The organism is Streptomyces corallincola, assembly GCF_019104725.1.
Taxonomy (GTDB): domain Bacteria; phylum Actinomycetota; class Actinomycetes; order Streptomycetales; family Streptomycetaceae; genus Streptomyces; species Streptomyces corallincola.
Window position 1 is genome coordinate 61,606 of the sequence record NZ_JAHRXF010000017.1, and the last position, 15,977, is coordinate 77,582.

15 protein-coding genes are annotated in these 15,977 nt (G+C 71.7%); 3 read left to right on the forward strand and 12 right to left on the reverse strand.

From position 1 onward, the window contains the following. The first annotated feature begins 38 nt into the window (after window positions 1-38). On the forward strand, window positions 39-995 hold the full coding sequence (locus tag KUM39_RS13785) for an acetaldehyde dehydrogenase (acetylating) (protein ID WP_217785881.1): 957 nt from the start codon (window positions 39-41) through the stop codon (window positions 993-995). Next, on the forward strand, window positions 992-2,008 hold the full coding sequence (gene dmpG, locus KUM39_RS13790) for a 4-hydroxy-2-oxovalerate aldolase (protein WP_217785882.1): 1,017 nt from the start codon (window positions 992-994) through the stop codon (window positions 2,006-2,008). The genes KUM39_RS13785 and dmpG overlap by 4 nt, the downstream gene beginning before the upstream one ends. 125 nt (window positions 2,009-2,133) lie before the next feature. On the opposite strand, the gene KUM39_RS13795 is transcribed toward dmpG, so the two are convergent. The 10 genes from KUM39_RS13795 to KUM39_RS13840 all read right to left on the reverse strand — a co-directional run bounded on the left by KUM39_RS13795 (window position 2,134) and on the right by KUM39_RS13840 (window position 11,440). Then, window positions 2,134-3,252 (reverse strand): Rv3169 family protein, encoded by a 1,119-nt coding sequence (locus KUM39_RS13795; protein ID WP_217785883.1) that lies wholly within the window; start codon window positions 3,250-3,252, stop codon window positions 2,134-2,136. After that, the gene (locus tag KUM39_RS13800) at window positions 3,249-4,331 is read right to left on the reverse strand and encodes a phosphotransferase family protein (protein WP_217785884.1); all 1,083 of its coding nucleotides are present in this window, start codon (window positions 4,329-4,331) and stop codon (window positions 3,249-3,251) included. Before KUM39_RS13800 ends, KUM39_RS13795 begins: the two co-directional genes overlap by 4 nt. A gap of 198 nt (window positions 4,332-4,529) precedes the next feature. Next, window positions 4,530-5,513, reverse strand: coding sequence for an amidohydrolase family protein (locus KUM39_RS13805; RefSeq protein WP_217785885.1), 984 nt, complete (start codon window positions 5,511-5,513; stop codon window positions 4,530-4,532). Continuing rightward, on the reverse strand, window positions 5,510-5,932 hold the full coding sequence (locus tag KUM39_RS13810; protein ID WP_217785886.1) for a RidA family protein: 423 nt from the start codon (window positions 5,930-5,932) through the stop codon (window positions 5,510-5,512). Before KUM39_RS13810 ends, KUM39_RS13805 begins: the two co-directional genes overlap by 4 nt. Window positions 5,933-6,100: 168 nt before the next feature. Beyond that, window positions 6,101-7,555 (reverse strand): aldehyde dehydrogenase family protein, encoded by a 1,455-nt coding sequence (locus KUM39_RS13815; RefSeq protein WP_217785887.1) that lies wholly within the window; start codon window positions 7,553-7,555, stop codon window positions 6,101-6,103. 75 nt (window positions 7,556-7,630) lie between these two features. After that, window positions 7,631-8,158 (reverse strand): 3-hydroxyanthranilate 3,4-dioxygenase, encoded by a 528-nt coding sequence (locus tag KUM39_RS13820; RefSeq protein ID WP_217785888.1) that lies wholly within the window; start codon window positions 8,156-8,158, stop codon window positions 7,631-7,633. Between the two features lie 68 nt (window positions 8,159-8,226). Further along, window positions 8,227-8,946 carry a 2-keto-4-pentenoate hydratase gene (locus tag KUM39_RS13825; RefSeq protein WP_217785889.1) on the reverse strand — a complete coding sequence of 240 codons (720 nt, stop codon included), beginning with the start codon at window positions 8,944-8,946 and terminating at the stop codon, window positions 8,227-8,229. Next, window positions 8,943-9,149, reverse strand: coding sequence for a hypothetical protein (locus KUM39_RS13830; RefSeq protein ID WP_217785890.1), 207 nt, complete (start codon window positions 9,147-9,149; stop codon window positions 8,943-8,945). Before KUM39_RS13830 ends, KUM39_RS13825 begins: the two co-directional genes overlap by 4 nt. Continuing rightward, a complete protein-coding gene (locus KUM39_RS13835; RefSeq protein WP_217785891.1) occupies window positions 9,146-9,937 on the reverse strand; it encodes a 2-keto-4-pentenoate hydratase in 792 nt (263 codons plus the stop codon). Before KUM39_RS13835 ends, KUM39_RS13830 begins: the two co-directional genes overlap by 4 nt. A gap of 57 nt (window positions 9,938-9,994) precedes the next feature. After that, window positions 9,995-11,440, reverse strand: coding sequence for a 2-hydroxymuconic semialdehyde dehydrogenase (locus KUM39_RS13840; RefSeq protein WP_443732237.1), 1,446 nt, complete (start codon window positions 11,438-11,440; stop codon window positions 9,995-9,997). Between the two features lie 66 nt (window positions 11,441-11,506). Between KUM39_RS13840 and KUM39_RS13845 the strand changes: the two genes are divergently transcribed. After that, window positions 11,507-12,178 carry a GntR family transcriptional regulator gene (locus KUM39_RS13845; RefSeq protein WP_217785892.1) on the forward strand — a complete coding sequence of 224 codons (672 nt, stop codon included), beginning with the start codon at window positions 11,507-11,509 and terminating at the stop codon, window positions 12,176-12,178. Window positions 12,179-12,350: 172 nt separating this feature from the next. Here KUM39_RS13845 and KUM39_RS13850 read toward each other — a convergent pair whose 3' ends face one another. Then, window positions 12,351-13,811 carry an MFS transporter gene (locus KUM39_RS13850; protein WP_246620096.1) on the reverse strand — a complete coding sequence of 487 codons (1,461 nt, stop codon included), beginning with the start codon at window positions 13,809-13,811 and terminating at the stop codon, window positions 12,351-12,353. Window positions 13,812-14,185: 374 nt separating this feature from the next. Beyond that, complete coding sequence (locus KUM39_RS13855) at window positions 14,186-15,883, reverse strand: amidohydrolase (protein ID WP_217785894.1); 1,698 nt, start codon at window positions 15,881-15,883, stop codon at window positions 14,186-14,188. Window positions 15,884-15,977 lie beyond the last annotated feature (94 nt).

Below are 15,977 nucleotides of genomic sequence, written 5' to 3' on the forward strand. Positions count from 1 at the left end.
GGGGTCATCCCGCCCGCATCCGACCGGAGGGCCGAGCAGTGAGCGCCTCATCCGCACCCCGTACGAAAGTCGCCGTCATCGGCTCGGGGAACATCGGCACCGATCTCATGATCAAGGTGCTCCGCCTCTCGGAGAGCCTGGAGATGGCCGCGTTGGTGGGCATCGACCCGGAGTCCGACGGGCTGGCCCGTGCGCGTCGGCTGAAGGTGGCCACCACGCACGAGGGCATCGACGGCCTGGTCGGCATGGACGGCTTCGACGAGGTCGGCATCGTCTTCGACGCGACCTCCGCCGGTGCGCACCGGCGCCACGACGAGGTGCTGCGCGCGCACGGCAAGACCGTGGTGGACCTGACCCCGGCCGCGCTCGGCCCGTACGTGGTGCCGCCGGTCAACGGCGCGGAGCATCTCGACGCGCCGAACGTCAACATGGTCACCTGCGGCGGCCAGGCCACCATCCCGGTGGTCGCCGCCGTGGGCGCGGTCGCGCCGGTGCACTACGCGGAGATCGTCGCCTCGATCTCGTCCCGCTCGGCGGGCCCCGGCACCCGCGCCAACATCGACGAGTTCACCGAGACCACCGCCTCCGCCATCGAGAAGGTCGGCGGCGCGGCGCGCGGCAAGGCGATCATCGTGCTGAACCCGGCCGAACCCCCGCTGATCATGCGGGACACCGTGCACTGCCTGGTCTCCGCGAGCGACGAGGCCGCCATCACCGCGTCCGTGGAGGAGATGGCGGAGCGCGTACGGGCGTACGTCCCCGGCTACCGGCTGAAGCAGCGGGTGCAGTACGACACGGTGGCCGCCGACGACCCGCTGCGCTCGCTCGCGCCCGGCACCGGCGGCCTGCTGCGCGTCTCGGTGTTCCTGGAGGTCGAGGGCGCCGCGCACTACCTCCCGGCGTACGCGGGGAACCTCGACATCATGACCTCGGCCGCGCTGCGCACCGCGGAGCGCATGGCCGCCCGACGCATCTCGGAGGTGGCGGCGCGATGACCCGTCTGTACGTCCAGGACGTGACCCTGCGGGACGGCATGCACGCCGTCCGGCACCGCTACTCCGTCGAGCAGGCCCGTACGATCGCCGCCGCGCTGGACGCGGCCGGGGTCGCGGCCGTCGAGATCGCGCACGGCGACGGGCTGGCCGGTTCCAGCGTCACCTACGGGGTCGGCGCGCACACCGACTGGGAGTGGATCGAGGCGGTCGCCGGGGTCACCCGGAACGCGGTCCCGACGACCCTGCTGCTGCCGGGCATCGGCACGCTGCGCGATCTGAGGCAGGCGCGGGCGCTCGGCATCCGCTCGGTGCGGATCGCCACGCACTGCACCGAGGCCGACATCGCCGCCCAGCACATCGCCGCCGCCCGCGAGGCGGGCATGGACGTGGCCGGGTTCCTGATGATGTCCCACATGGCCGAACCCGCCGAACTCGCCCGCCAGGCCAAGCTGATGGAGTCGTACGGCGCGCACTGCGTGTACGTCACGGACTCCGGCGGGCGGCTCACGATGGACGGCGTCCGCGACCGGCTGCGCGCCTACCGCGACGTCCTCGACCCGAGTACGGAGCTGGGCATCCACGCCCATCACAACCTCGCCCTCGGGGTGGCCAACACGGTCGTCGCCGTCGAGAACGGCGTGACCCGCGTGGACGCCTCCCTCGCCGGGCAGGGCGCGGGCGCGGGCAACTGCCCGCTGGAGGCATTCGTCGCCGTCGCGGACCTGATGGGCTGGGAGCACGGCTGCGACCTGTTCCCGCTGATGGACGCGGCCGACGACCTCGTACGCCCACTCCAGGACCGGGAGGTCCGGGTGGACCGCGAGACCCTCACCCTCGGCTACGCGGGCGTCTACTCCAGCTTCCTCCGGCACGCCGAACAGGCGTCCGCGCGCTACGGCGTGGACACCCGGTCCCTGCTGGTCGAGGCCGGGCGGCGCCGGATGGTGGGCGGCCAGGAGGACATGCTGACGGACATCGCGCTGGACCTGACGTCCGGGCGGACCTCGGCGTAGACAGGACGCCGGTGCCTCTCCCGGTGCCGTAGGCGTACGGGATGCCGTCTACGAGGGTGCACGCGTACGGGGGTGCACGCGGCCCTCGTACGCACGGCCCCGTACGCACGCCCCCGTACGGACGGTCACTCTCCCGTGGGCGCCGCCGTGCCGTCCGGCATACCGGAGGGTGTGTGCCGTCCGAACACCCCGTGCTCGAACAGGCCGGTGCCGGTCCGGCCGTCGGCGGTCCGCACGAGCGAGAGGCTCTGGGTGTGCGGTGTCGTCCGGTCGGCCGGGCCGAGGGAGGCGAAGTTCCAGCTCTCGTGGGAGACCGTCTCGCCACCGTGCCAGGCGCCGAAGGCGTGGTCGGGGTGTCCGTAGCCGAGCCCCTTCATGAGGAACGGCACGCGCGCCTCGATCTCCACCTCGCGGGACGGACCACCGGCCGGTCCGAGCCGGAGCCGGGCATGTGCGGGCCTGCGGGTGCCGGGCAGATAGCGGATCGCGCACGCGGCCTCGGTGCCGCGCAGGGGCTGCCGGGCTGGGTCCGCTCCCCACACCGGCAGCGCCGTGGCGACGACGCCCGAGCGGTTGCCCGCCGGGTCCTCGTGCCAGGTGGTGTGCAGGCACTCGTCGTCGAAGTGCAGCACCGACCACACGAAGTACGCCTCCGGCGGAGCGGCGGGCCGGGCCGGGGTGCCGCCACCGGCACCGCCGTGCAGGGACCGCACGCCCCAGGAGCGGTTGCGGACCGCGAGCCACCGGGACCTGTCCAGCACGGTGGTACCGCCCTGACGGGTCGTCAGGGTGCCCTCGACCGAGCCGAACTGCACGACACGGGTGACGTCCGAGACCGTGCGGAGGCCCGCGGTACGCACCGTGCGGGGCTCCTCGGCCGGGTCGGTGTGGGCGTGGAAGACGAACTCGCCTCCCAGACCCTCGTGTTCGTCGGCGACCACCCGGAGGGTGCGCAGCGGACGTACGACCTCGATCGACAACGGGCCTACGGACAGCGGGCGTTCGGGGCGCAGGGCGGTGGAGGCGAACAGCGAGGTCTGGCGGCCCGCGTGGGAGACGGAGAACGCCGCGTCGGCGACGCCGAGGTTCGGGTGGAGGCTCAGCCCGAAGCCCACGGCGGTGGTCGCCTCCCGGTCGAAGAAGCCGAACCAGTACCGCTCGTAGTGGGCGGGGTCGCCGGAGGCGGGATGGGCGACGGGCATCGGGGTCTGGTGGACGGGATAGTCGTCCCAGGGGGTGATCATGCGGGCAGGAACTCCTCGGCTCCGAGGTCGAGGGCCTGCGCGGTGCCGCGCCGGAGCATTTCGAGCATCATGGCGTCCCCCCGTCCGTTCGAGATCACGGTGCCCGCGGCCGGGACGATCACCAGCAGGATGGCGAGGGAGAGCCTGCGGTACTCCGCCCACGTCCACTCCTCGGTGACGGCGGGAACCCCTCGTGCCGCGAGGTCCGCCGCGTGCCGCCGGACGACGTCCCGCTCGGCCCGCCGACGTCGGGAGGGGTCGAGGGAGCTGCCGACGAGGTAGGCGAGATCCCACAGCGGGACTCCCCAGCCGACGATCTGCCAGTCCAGCACCCAGGTACGGTCGGCGGAGAACATCATGTTGTCGTAGCGGAAGTCGTGGTGGGTCAGGCAGAACGGGCCCGGCAGGTGTTGGGCCCAGTCCGAGCAGACCTGGCCGAACCGCTCGATGAGGCGGCGGGCGGCGGGTCCGAGGGCCGGTGAGAAGCGGTCGCGGACCGACGCCCAGGAGCGGGCGTACCGTTCGGCCTGGGCGGGGATGGGCACGCCCGTCCGCCGATGCAGCCACGGGATGCCCGCCGTCTCCGGATCGCCCCAGGACGGGGCCTGGAGCGCGGCCAGTTGGGCGCGTGCGCGTTCCAGGCGGCCGACCGGCGCGGTGCCGAGCTGGTCGCCGGGAACGGCGATGCCACAGAGGTCTTCGAGCAGGACACCCGGCGGGGTGCCGCCGGGGCCGGGGAGCGTGCCGTGGAACGCGGGCGTGCGCACGGCGAGGCGTGGGGCCAGCTCGCGGTAGAAGACGGCTTCGCGCTCGTAGGCGGACAGAGCGGCGGCGGTCCGGGCCGCCGTGGGGTCGAGCGAGGGCATCTTCGCCACCAGTGTGGCGGGGCCGGTTCCCTCCCCCGCGTACCGGAGGCGGAGCCGGAAGGTGTCCGCCAGCAGCCCGCCGCCGACCGGCTCGGCCGCCGCCTCGGTCACGCTGGCCGTGCCGGTGAGGGCGCCGGTCTCCCGCAGGGCGGTGGTGAGTTGGGCCGCGCTCCAGGTGTGGACCGGAGGGGAGGACGTGCCGAGTGCTGTCATCTGCTCCGCTGTCCGCTCGCTCGGACGCGTTCGGTCCGGACACGAGGTCGCTCCCTCCCACTGCCGGACGGATGCCGTCCGGGCGCGGGGATTTCCGGTGAACACGCTTTTTGGTGTGGGGAGTTGAGCCTAGGAACGGGTACTTCCGCAACGCTGACGTTTTTCTGATGGCCAGCCCGGCGCTCCGGCGGGCGTGCTTCAGGTGCCGGTCAGGAACCGCCGGGCGTTGCCGTGGGAGATGGCCGCCCGCTGGTCCGGGGTGAGGAAGCCGGCCTTGGCGAGCACCGAGCCGACGGGGCGTTCCCCGAGGGGGTAGGGGTAGTCGCTGCCGGTCATGACGTGGTCGGCGCCGAGGGTGTCCACGAGGAGGCGCAGGGCGCGTTCGTCGAAGACGACGGAGTCCACGGAGAAGCGGGACAGGTAGTGCGAGGGCGGCTGTTCGGAGGTGCCGATGACGTCCGGGCGCCGGTGCCAGGCGTTCTCCAGACGGCCGAGCCAGAAGGCGAACGAGCCGCCGCCGTGGGCGAAGCAGATCCGCAGCCGTTCGTCGATGCGGTCGAACGCGCCGCCGAGGATCAGGGAGATCAGCGACAGGTGCGTCTCGGCGGGCATACCGGTGAGCCAGCGGGCCATCCACCGCTCGGCGCGCGGGGAGCTGGGCATGTCCCAGGGGTGGACGAACACGGGGACGCCGAGCGCCGCGCAGTGCTGGAGGAAGGTGACGACGCCCTCGCTGTCGAGGTCGTCGTCGCCCACGTGGTTGCCGATCTCCACGCCCCGGTGGCCGGCCGCCACGCTGCGTTCCAGTTCGCGGCAGGCGGCGTCCGGGTCCTGGAGCGGGACCTGGCAGAAGGGGAGGAGCCGGTCGGGCGCGGGGGCGGTGATCTCCAGGGCGAGGTCGTTGAAGATCCGGGCGATCTCGGCGGCCTCGGCGCCCGAGCGGCCGTAGTGGAAGAACGCCGGTGTGGGTGAGACGACTTGGACGTCCACCCCGTCGGCGTCCATGTCCGCGAGGCGCAGTGCGGCGTCCCAGCAGTGGGCGGTGAGGGCGCGGAACTCCCGCGCGCCCGTCATGATCACCTTGTCGTCGCGCAGCCAGGGCGCGTCCGGTCCGGCCCAACCGGTCAGATCGGGCCAGCCGTCCGGGACGTAGTGGGTGTGGATGTCGATGAGGCCGGTCATGAGCGGCTCCGGCGGGCGACGGCCTGGATCTCGATCAGCAGGTGCGGGTGCGGGAGTTGGTGGACGGCGACGGTGGTCCGGGCGGGCCCGTTCTCGTCGAAGTACTCGCCGTAGACCTCGTTGTAGCCGCCGAAGTCGTTCATGGCGATGAGGTACGTGGTGAGCTGGACGATGTCGGAGAGGTCGGCGCCGGTCTCGCGGAGGATGGCGCGGATGTTCTCGATGACGGCGCGGGTCTGCTCGCGGATGTCCAGGGTGGTGGTGCCCATCGCGTCGGCCTCGGCACCGGCGATGGTGTTGTCGGCGCGGCGGGCGCTGGTGCCGGAGACGTGGATCAGGTCCCCGGAGACCTTGACGTGCGGGTAGCGGCCTCGGGGGGTCGCCAGGGCGGCGACCGTGTGGGAGCTGGTGTCGGTCATGGTGGGGTCCTCGGGGAGGGTGGCGGGGGGGCTGGCCCCCTGTCGGGCTGAGGTCACCGGGCGCCCGTGGGGGTCACGGGCGCCCGGCTCACACGTGGGTGCCGCACACATGGACGCGGCCCACATGGGGGCGCCGCACACGCGCGGAGGCTCACGTGTGGATGCGGCTCACACGTAGAAGGGCGGCGGCACCTGCTCGGCGAGCATCACGGACTTGAGCTGGGTGTACGCGTCCAGGGTCTCCTTGGCGACCTCGCGGCCGAGACCGCTCTCCTTGTAGCCGCCGAACGGGGAGCCGTCCACGAGGTTGACGTACTGGTTGACCCAGACCTGCCCGGCCTGGAGCCGGTCCGCGGTGCGCATGGCGTTGCGCAGGTTGGAGGTGTAGACGCCGGAGGCGAGGCCGTAGCGGATGTCGTTGGCCTGCTCGATCATCGTGTCGAAGTCGTTCCAGCGGATCACCGAGAGCACCGGGCCGAAGATCTCCTCCTGGGCGATGGTGGAGTCGTTGGTGGTCTCGAAGATGGTCGGCGCGATGAACCAGCCCGCCTCGTGGCCGGGCACCTCGACGCGCTCGCCGCCGGTGATCAGCTTGGCCTCGGCCTTGCCGGTCTCGATGTACTTGAGCACGCGCTCGCCCTGCTTGGGCGAGACGACGCTGCCGAGCCGGGTCTCGGGGTCGAGTGGGGAGCCGACGCGGATGCTCCGGAATGCGGTGACCAGCTTCTCCATGAACGTGTCGTAGATGTCGTCGTGGAGGAACAGCCGGGTCCCGGCGAGACAGGACTGCCCGTTGCAGAAGGTCGCGGCGAAGGTGACGTTGTCCACGACGGCGTCGATGTCGTCGATGTCGGGGAAGACGATGTTCGGGCTCTTGCCGCCGAGTTCGAGGGTGACGGGCACCAGCCGGGAGGCGCCCGCGTGGGCGATGATCCTGCCGACCTCGGTGGAGCCGGTGAAGGCGAGCTTGGCGACGTCCGGGTTGCCGGTGAGCGCCGCACCGGCCTCCTCGCCGAAGCCGGGGACGACGTTGACGACACCGGCCGGGAAGATCTCCGCGAGGTACTTGGCCAGTTCCAGCGTGGACAGCGAGGCGTTCTCGTCCGGCTTGAGGACGACGGTGTTACCGGCCGCGAGGGCGGGCGCCAGCTTGAAACTCACCATGATCGCGGGCACGTTCCACGGGATGATCGCGCCGACGACACCCAGCGGCTCGCGCTTGGCGATGGCCCAGCCGCCCGGCGTGACGTTGTTCCAGCCGTCGTGGGTGGAGATCGCGGAGGCGAAGAAGCGGTACTGGCCGATGGCCTGCCGGTAGTCCTGCGGGAGTTCGAAGACGGTACGGCCGATGTCGTGCGCGTCGATCCGGACCAGTCGCTCGGTGTTCTCCTCCAGCCAGTCCGCGACCTTCAGCAGCAGCTTGGCCCGCTCGGCGGCCGGGGTGGCCGACCAGGCCGGGAAGGCGGCCTTGGCGGCGGCGACAGCGGCGTCCACCTCGGCCGCGCCGGACCGGGTGATCACGGCGAGCCGTTCGCCGGTGGTGGCGTCCGTCGCCGGGAACGTCTCCTCGGTGAAGGCGGTGAACTCGCCGTTGATCAGGGGGAGGTAGTGCGAGTCGAACATGGGAGTCTCCTGTTTAGAGCGCCGACTTGCTTCTGGAAAAGGTGACTTGCTGTGCGGAGCGCGCTGACGTGCCGCTCAGAGTGCCGACTTGCCGGGGTGGACGGCACCGCACGCGGAACACGTGCGAGCGGCCTCACTCCCGTAGAACGCCTCGAAGGCGGGGGGAAGGTCGGTCACGATGTCCCGCACCTGGAGGACGACTTCGTGCACGAGCGCGGCGCAGGACAGGCAGTACCACTGGAATTTCTCCAGCGTGCCCTCCTCGCGGATGCGCTCGACCACGATGCCGATGGAGCCGGGTTCGGGGCGCTGCGGGGAGTGCGGGGTGTCGCGGGGCAGCAGCCACATGTCGCCCTCACGGATGTCGATCCGCCGCGGACCGTCCTCGGTGATGACGTTGACGTGCATGTCACCCTTGATCTGGTAGAACAGCTCCTCGTACGGATCGACGTGGAAGTCGGTCCGCTGGTTGGGGCCGCCGACCACCTGCACGATGAAGTCGCCGGTCTTCTCCCACATCTGCTGGTTGTTGACCGGGGGCTTGAGCAGGTGCTCGTGTTCGGCGACCCACTCGGTGAAGTTGAAAACCTGGGGAACGGCCACGGGGTCCTCCTGGGGGCTGGTGCCGTAGAGCTGATGCCAAGTGCCCTGTCCGGCAAGGCACTTGACGGCTAGGCGTCGAAGGTGAAGCTGACGCGGCCGAGGGTGGAGACGCGGGCCTCGACGGTGGAGCCGGGGGTGAGCGGGGCGGCGGCGGTCGCCGCACCGGCCAGGACGACCGTCTCGTCGGGCAGGTGCAGCCCGGTGGCGCGGGCGAGCCGGGCGGCGGTCTCGACCGCGCGCCAGGGGTCACCGAGGATGGCGGCCGTGGAGCCGGTCTCGGCCACCCGCCCGTCGATCTCCATGACGACCCCCCGGTTGGCGGTGTCGGTGTCGGCGGCCCGCCAGGGGCCGAGCACGTAGGCGGCGGCGGAGGTGTTGTCCGCGACGACGTCCACGAGGTTGAAGCGGAAGTCCCGGTACCGGGAGTCGATGATCTCCAGGGCGGGGGCGACGGCGGCCACCTCGCCGCCCCGGAGCAGGAAGGCGATCTCCGGCTCCACCCTGGGGTGGATGAACCGGCCGGGGTCGAGCCGGCCGCCGTCCGCGACCGCCATGTCCTCGGTGAGTTCCCCGATGATCACGTCGAAGACGCCCATCTGGACGGCCTTCGCCCGGCTGGTCAGGCCGAGTTTCACACCGGTACGGGCCCGCTTGCGGGCATCGACCACCAGGCGCTGCACCGCGTAGGCGTCCGCGAGGTCGAGATCGTACTCCCGGCTGAGCTGCGGGACGGCGCTGCGGTCCGCCGCCGCGTCGGCCAGGGTCCGGGCGAGCGCTTCGAGGTTCATCGCGTCCTGCCAGGGGTGGAGGGGGTCGGGTGGAGGTCGGCAGAGGGGGTGGAGTCGGGGGAGGGGGTGGAGGGCAGCGGTCGTACGGTGGTCCGCTGCCGCACGGCGAGCATCTGCCGTACGGCGAGCCGCGCGGCGCGTGTCCCGGACACGGTCGCTACGGTCGCTGCCGTGCCGGTGCCGGGGGTGGTGCCGGGGGTCATGCCGCCGCTCCCTCGAACACGGCGCGTACGTCGCCGAGGGATTCGAGGCGGGCCCGGTGGACGCCCGCGCCGGACACCGGGACGACGGGGCCGAGCGCTCCGGAGAGCACCACGTGTCCGGCGCGCAACGGCTGTCCCCTGCGGGCGAGTTCACCGGCGAGCCAGGCCACGGCGGTGACCGGCGAGCCGAGGCACGCGGCGCCCGCGCCGGTGGAGACCGCCTCGCCCCGGTGCTCCAGCACCATGCCGATGTCGGACAGGACGGCCTCGCCGGGCCTGACGGGGGTGGTGCCGAGGACGAAGGCGCCGGAGGAGCCGTTGTCCGCGACGGTGTCGGTGAGGGTGATGTCCCAGTCCGCGATCCGGGAGTCCACGATCTCGACGGCCGGGAGCAGGAACTCGGTGGCGCGCAGCACGTCCGCGACGGTGCACCGCTCGGTGTCGAGGTCCCGGCCGAGGACGAAGGCGACCTCCGCCTCGACCCGCGGCTGGAGAAACCGGCCGAGCGGCACCGGCTCGCCGTCCGCGTACGCCATGCTCGCGGTGAGCGTCCCGAAGTCGGGCCGGTCAACGCCGAGTTGGCGTTGCACGGCGGCCGAGGTGAGGCCGATCTTGTGGCCGACGACGCGTTCGCCGTCGGTGATCAGCGCGCCGGTCAGGGCTGCCTGGACCGCGTAGGCGGCGTCCAGGTCGTCCCCGATCAGATCGCGCACCGGGGCGCAGGCCACCTTGGTCCGCTGGGCGGTGCGCAGTCGCTCGGCGGCTCGGGTGATGACGTCGTCGGACATGTGCGTCGTCTCCTCTGAGCTGGGTTCGGAGAAACGGATACGGGTCGGAGCCGGGCGTCAGAGCTGGACGCAGACGTTGGTCGGCTGGCGGTAGAAGTGCAGGGAGTGGGTGCCGCCCTCGCGTCCGATGCCGGAGAGTCCGGCGCCGCCGAACGGGGCGCGGAGTTCGCGCAGGAACCAGGTGTTGACCCAGGAGAGCCCCACTCGCATCCGCTGCGCGACGCGGTGCGCGCGCTCCAGGTCGGAGGTCCAGACGGCGGCGGCGAGCCCGTACTCGGTGTCGTTGGCGAGGCGTACGGCCTCGTCCTCGTCGTCGAACGGGATCAGGGCGGCGGCCGGGCCGAAGATCTCTTCGCGCACCACGCGGTCGGTGTTGGTGAGCCCGGTCCACAGGGTGGGCTCGATCCAGGCGCCCCCGGCCAGGTCCTCCCCCAGGTCGGGCACTCCCCCGCCGGTGAGAACCCGGGCGCCCTCCCGCACGGCGAGGTCGTAGTAGGAACGGACCTTCTCCCGGTGACCGGTGGAGATCAGCGGCCCGAACGTGGTGTCCGGGTCCTCCGGTCGGCCGGGGCGGAGTTCGGCGGCGCGCTTCGCGAGCGCGGCGGCCACCTCGTCGTACACCGGACGCTGGACGTAGACGCGTTCGGTGCACAGGCAGACCTGGCCGGTGTTGGTGAACACCGAGCGGGCGAGGCCGTCCACGGTGCGTTCGAGGTCGGCGTCGGCGAAGACCAACGCGGCGTTCTTGCCGCCGAGTTCGAAGGAGACGGGCCGTACCCGCGGGGCTACGGCGCGCATGATCGCGGAGCCGGTCGCGGACTCGCCGGTGAAGGTGACGCCGTCGATGCCGGGGTGGGTGGTGAGGAACTCGCCCGCGGAGCCGGGTCCGAAGCCGTGCACCACGTTGAACACGCCGTCCGGGACACCCGCTTCCGCCATGATCTCGGCGAGCAGCGCGGCGCTGGACGGGGTCTCCTCCGACGGTTTGACCACGACGGCGTTGCCGCAGGCCAGCGCGGGGGCGACCTTCCAGGTGAGCAGCAGCAGCGGGAGGTTCCACGGCACGATCACCGCGACCACACCGAGCGGCTTGTCGTACGCGTAGTTCAACGCGCGCCGCCCGTCGGGGAGTTCGGTGAGGAAGGAGTCCATGCCGTGGGCGGCGACCGTGTCCGCGAAGGCGCGGAAGTTGGCCGCGGCCCGTGCCACGTCGAGGGTGCGGGCGAGGTGCAGGGGCTTGCCGGTGTCGGCGGACTCCGCCCGCACCAGATCGTCGAACCGCTCCTCGACGCGGGTGGCGATCCGGCGCAGCAGGGCGGCCCGCTCGGGGACCGAGCTTCTGCCCCAGGGCCCGTCCAGGGCGGCGCGGGCCGCCCGGACCGCCTCGTCCACGGTCGTGGCGTCGGCCTCGTGCACCTGGCCGACCACCGAGCCGTCCACGGGGCTGGTCTTGGTGAAGGTGCGGCCGGTCTCGAGGAACCGGCCTCCTACGAAGTTGGTGATGTCCACGGGACAGAGCTTAGATCTTATAAAATCGAAAAAACAAGAGGCTGTGCTTTACTCGTGGACATGGCCATTTCCGTACCCCGCCGGACCGTGAGCGCGCACGACGTCGCGCTGCGTGAGATCCGGGACCTGATCCTGACCGGCGAGTACCAGCCCGGCGCCCCGATCAGACAGGAGACGGTCGCCGCCCGGCTGGGCCTGTCGGTGATCCCCGTGCGCGAGGCGCTGAAGTCCCTCCAGGGCGAGGGCCAGGTGGTCTTCGTACCCCGCAGGGGCTTCTTCGTCAGCGAGTACAGCCGTGACGACCTGCTGGAGATCTGCTCGATCCGGGCCGCGTTGGAAGGCATGGCCATCCGGCGGGGCGTGCCGCTGCTGACCCCGGCCGTGCTCGCGGAGATGCGGGAGGCAGAGGCGCGGATGCGCGAGGCGGACGCGGCGGCCGACGTGATCGCCTTCCTCGACGCCGACCGCCGCTTCCACTTCTCGCTGCTCGGGCCGGGCTGCGGCCCGCAGATGTACGGCGTCCTGACCTCGCTGTGGGACCGCTCCGACCACTACCGGGCGAAGGTCCTCAGCGAGAGTGCCACCCGGCACAGCAACCACCACGAGCACGAGGCGATCGTCTCCGCCGCCGAGGCGGGCGACGCGGAGCGGGTGATCGAGCTGCTCGACGCGCACCGGCTGGGCGCGCTGAAGGGGCTGGACCACGGGGCGGAGACGCGCGAGGCGGGCTGAGCGCGGGGGCACGCGGGGCGCGGGGTACGCGGAGCGCGCCCCGCGGACGCCCTGGGCGTGCGCGGGGCTACGGCGTCATCCCGTACGGCGTCATCCCGTACGGCGTCATCCAGCACGGCGTCATCCCGTACGGCGCCCCCTCGGGCTCGCACGCCGTGGGCGCGCGCGGGGGCTACACCGTTTCGGTGTCGCGCCCCATGAACTGCGCCAGCCCCACCACCAGCAGGTCGATCACGACCATGATCAGCAGGCAGACGGTGAAGGCGTGCGGGCTGTTCAGCGGGCCGGGCCGGTCGGCGACCATGTGGAAGAAGATGCCGCCGGTCAGGGCCACGCCCACGGTCGCGCCCATCTCCTGCGCGGTGCTGAGCACCCCGGAGGCGGACGCCGCGTGTTCCGGGCCGACGGGGGCGAGGATCAGCGAGGACAGCGGGGCGGTGGTGAAGCCCATGCCGACGCCCGCCACCAGCAGCGGCGCCGCGAGCCACAGCGCGTGTCCTCCGGCGCCGATCTCCCGTACCAGCAGGGCGAGTCCGCCGTAGCCGACGACGACGAGGAACGCGCCGAGGGCGGGACCCTGGCGGCCGAGCCGGGCGGCCACGGTGCCGCCGAGCGCAGTCGCGGCGAAGAACCCGATGCCCATCGGCAGATACATCAGCCCCGAGCCGAGCGGTGTCATGCCGCGCCCCTGCTGGAGGTAGAGCGACAGCACCAGGAAGCAGGCGCCCATCGTGGTGAAGTAGCAGACCATCGCGAGCAGCCCGAAGGAGAACGAACGGGACCTGAAGAGCCCGGTGTTGACCAACGGCGAGCCGCCGCGCCGGGTCGCCCGGTGCTGCTGGTACGCGAAGACGGCGAGCAGGGGTACGGCCGCGACGAGGCACACCACCGACCAGGCGGGCCAGCCCGTCTCACGCCCCTGGGTGAGCGGCAGCACGATGGCGACCAGGCCGAGCATGACGAGGAGCGTGCCGACGACGTCCAGTCCGGTACGGCCGCCGCCGCGCGACTCGGGCACCAGCCGGGGCACGAGCAGGACGGCGATCAGTCCGACGGGCACGTTGACGAGGAAGATGGCCCGCCAGCCGAGCCCGCCCGGATTGAGCGTGATGAGCGAGCCGCCGATCAACTGGCCGAAAACCGCCGCCATTCCGATGGCCAGGCCGTAGACGTTGAACGCCACCACACGCGCCCGGCCCTGATAGATGGAGCCGAGCAGCGCGAGCACCTGCGGGGTGATGAGGGAGGCCGCGATGCCCTGGAACACCCGTGCCGCGATGAGCTGTTCGGGGTTTCGGGCGAGTCCGGCGCAGGCGGAGGCGGCGGTGAACAGGGCGAGCCCGATCACGAACAGCCTTCTGCGGCCGTGGAGATCGCCCAGCCGCCCGGCCGTGATCATCATCGTGGTCAGCGGGAGCCCGTAACCGGCCAGCACGAACTGCACCTGGACGGCGCTCGCGTGCAGACCGCTCTGGATGTCGGGCACCGCCACGTTGACGATGAAGAAGTCCAGCACGGTGATGAAGGTGCCGAGCGAGACCAGGACGAGCGGGCTCCAGCGCATGGGCGGCTCCGGCGCCGGAGCGCCGGAGACCCCCGCGATGTCCGGCTCGGACAATTCCTCGGTCGCCATGACACGTCCCCCTTGCGCGATTCTCCCGCGGGCCGCGATTCGACCGCGATTCAGTCGCGCAGAATTATGGCCCAGGAAATCCATGCCTGTCCATCGCGTGCCACCGCACCGGCACTTTCCCGCTTTTCCGTACGCGGATTCCAGCCATGACCCGCCTCGGCGAACATGCACGTCAGCCGCGCGTCAGCGCCATGTCAGCGGCGCGTCAGCCCCGTGTCAGCGCGATGTCAGCCTGTATCCCGACGGATTATTCACCGCTCAACCAGACAGCCCGGATCGCTCGGGAAATTCCCCGGAGAATACATTCACCCGGCACACTTCTTCCGGCGGACCGTGTTCCGGGAATTGCATAAATGCGATCCGGGGGGCGCCGCTCAGGTGACCGGGGGCATGTTCGGTCCGGTGGTGCCCAGTTGCTCGGTGGCGAGGACCGGGGGCACCGGCCAGGTGACTCCCTTGGGCGGCCAGCTCTGCCCGGTCTCCTTGAGGAAGTCGGCGGGCGGCTCGTAGAGCGGGGGCTGCGTCCCGTCCGGGATCATGGATGCCCAGGTCGTGCCCTCCTTACGGGCCTTGAACTCGTCCTTCATCGCGGCCAGGCGCTCCGGCTGCTGGATGAGGTCCACGGCGGCGGCGGCCAGATAGCGCGCGGCGGACAGCGCCGCCTGGTGACCGATGTTGGTCCCGGCGGTGGAGGTGACACCCCAGTTGTGGTTGGGCAGGCCGGGCGGGTACGCGGCGGCCAGCAGCACCGCGGTGGGCGCCTGCCAGCTGATGTCGGCGGTGTCGGTGGACAGCCCGCCGGTGTAGGCGCTCGCGGGCGGAGCGAGCGGGGTGAGGTCGGTCGGCATGCCGATCTCCGGGCGGCCCAGGGACTTCTGGATCGCCTTGGCCAGCGTGTGGTCGGCGTCGGTGAACCTCGGCGCGCCGATCTGCCGCATGTTGTCGTTGAGGAGTTCCGCCCCCGCCTTGCTGGCGAGCAGGTTCCACGTCGCGGAGTGGAACTTGTGCACCAGCCGGGTCTGGCTGGCCTGCGCCGCCGCCTTCGCGCACTCCACGATTTTGTCGTACAGGACCTGGGCGCGGGCCGGGCTGCCCTCGCGGACGAAGAACCAGATGGAGCACATGTCGGGGGTCACGTTGGGGGCGCCGCCGCCATTGATGACCGCGTAGTGGAAGCGGCCGGAGGGGGCGACGTTCTTCTCCCGCAGGTACTCCGACATGGTCGCCATCAGCAGGGCGCCGTCCAGGCCGCTCTTGTTGCCGAGCGGGGTGCCGCCGTGCCCGGAGGCGCCGAGGAAGGTGAAGGTGGCCGAGATCAGGGCGCTGGTGGTGTTCCAGAACGGCACGGTGATGTTGAACGGGTGCCAGTCGAGGAACGCGTCCAGCCCGTCGTAGACCCCGGCCTTCACGGCGTACGCCTTGCCGACGAGCTGTTCCTCGCCCGCGCTGCCGAAGAGTTTGACGGTGGCCTTGAGGTTGTGGGCGCGGATCGCCTGGGCGACGGCGATGGCCGCGGCGGTGCCGCCCGCGCCGAGCGCGTTGTGCGCGTCACCGTGCCCCGCGCCGTACGTCGGCCCGTAGGCGTCGTGGTTGTAGACCAGCGGGTCGTGCGTCCCGGCGCCCTTCTTCTGCGACAGGCCGGGCAGCGCGTCGTACTCGGCGTTGAAGCCGAGCACCGGGCCGCCGTTGCCGTACGTGGCGACGAACGCGGTGGGGAAACCGGCCGAGCCCCACTGGATGCTGAAGCCGTTGGCGCGCAGCAACTCCGCCGTGGCGAGCGAGGACTTCCACTCGCGCAGCGACAGCTCGGCGTGCTGCCACACGTCGTCGCTCAGTTTGGTGACGGCGTCCTGGTTGGCGTCTATCCAGCCGAGCGCGGTCCGCTTGGCGTCCGTCGTTCGGGCCAGTCCGGTGGGCGCGCGGTAACTCCCGTCGTACACACCGGTCTTCTCGTCGTGGCCGAGTGTCGCGGCGAGCACCGGGTCGCCCTGGAGCAGAGCGGCCGTGGACGCGGTCGCCCCCACTCCGAACATCTTCAGCAGCCGCCTGCGGCCAAGGGTGGGGTCGGTCATGTGCGCTCACGTTCCTCAGGGTCGGGACCATTCCTGGGCGCCGCGTACGGGTGGCGCGCCGCCACAGATGCAACGACCCGTCGAGGTAGTCGAG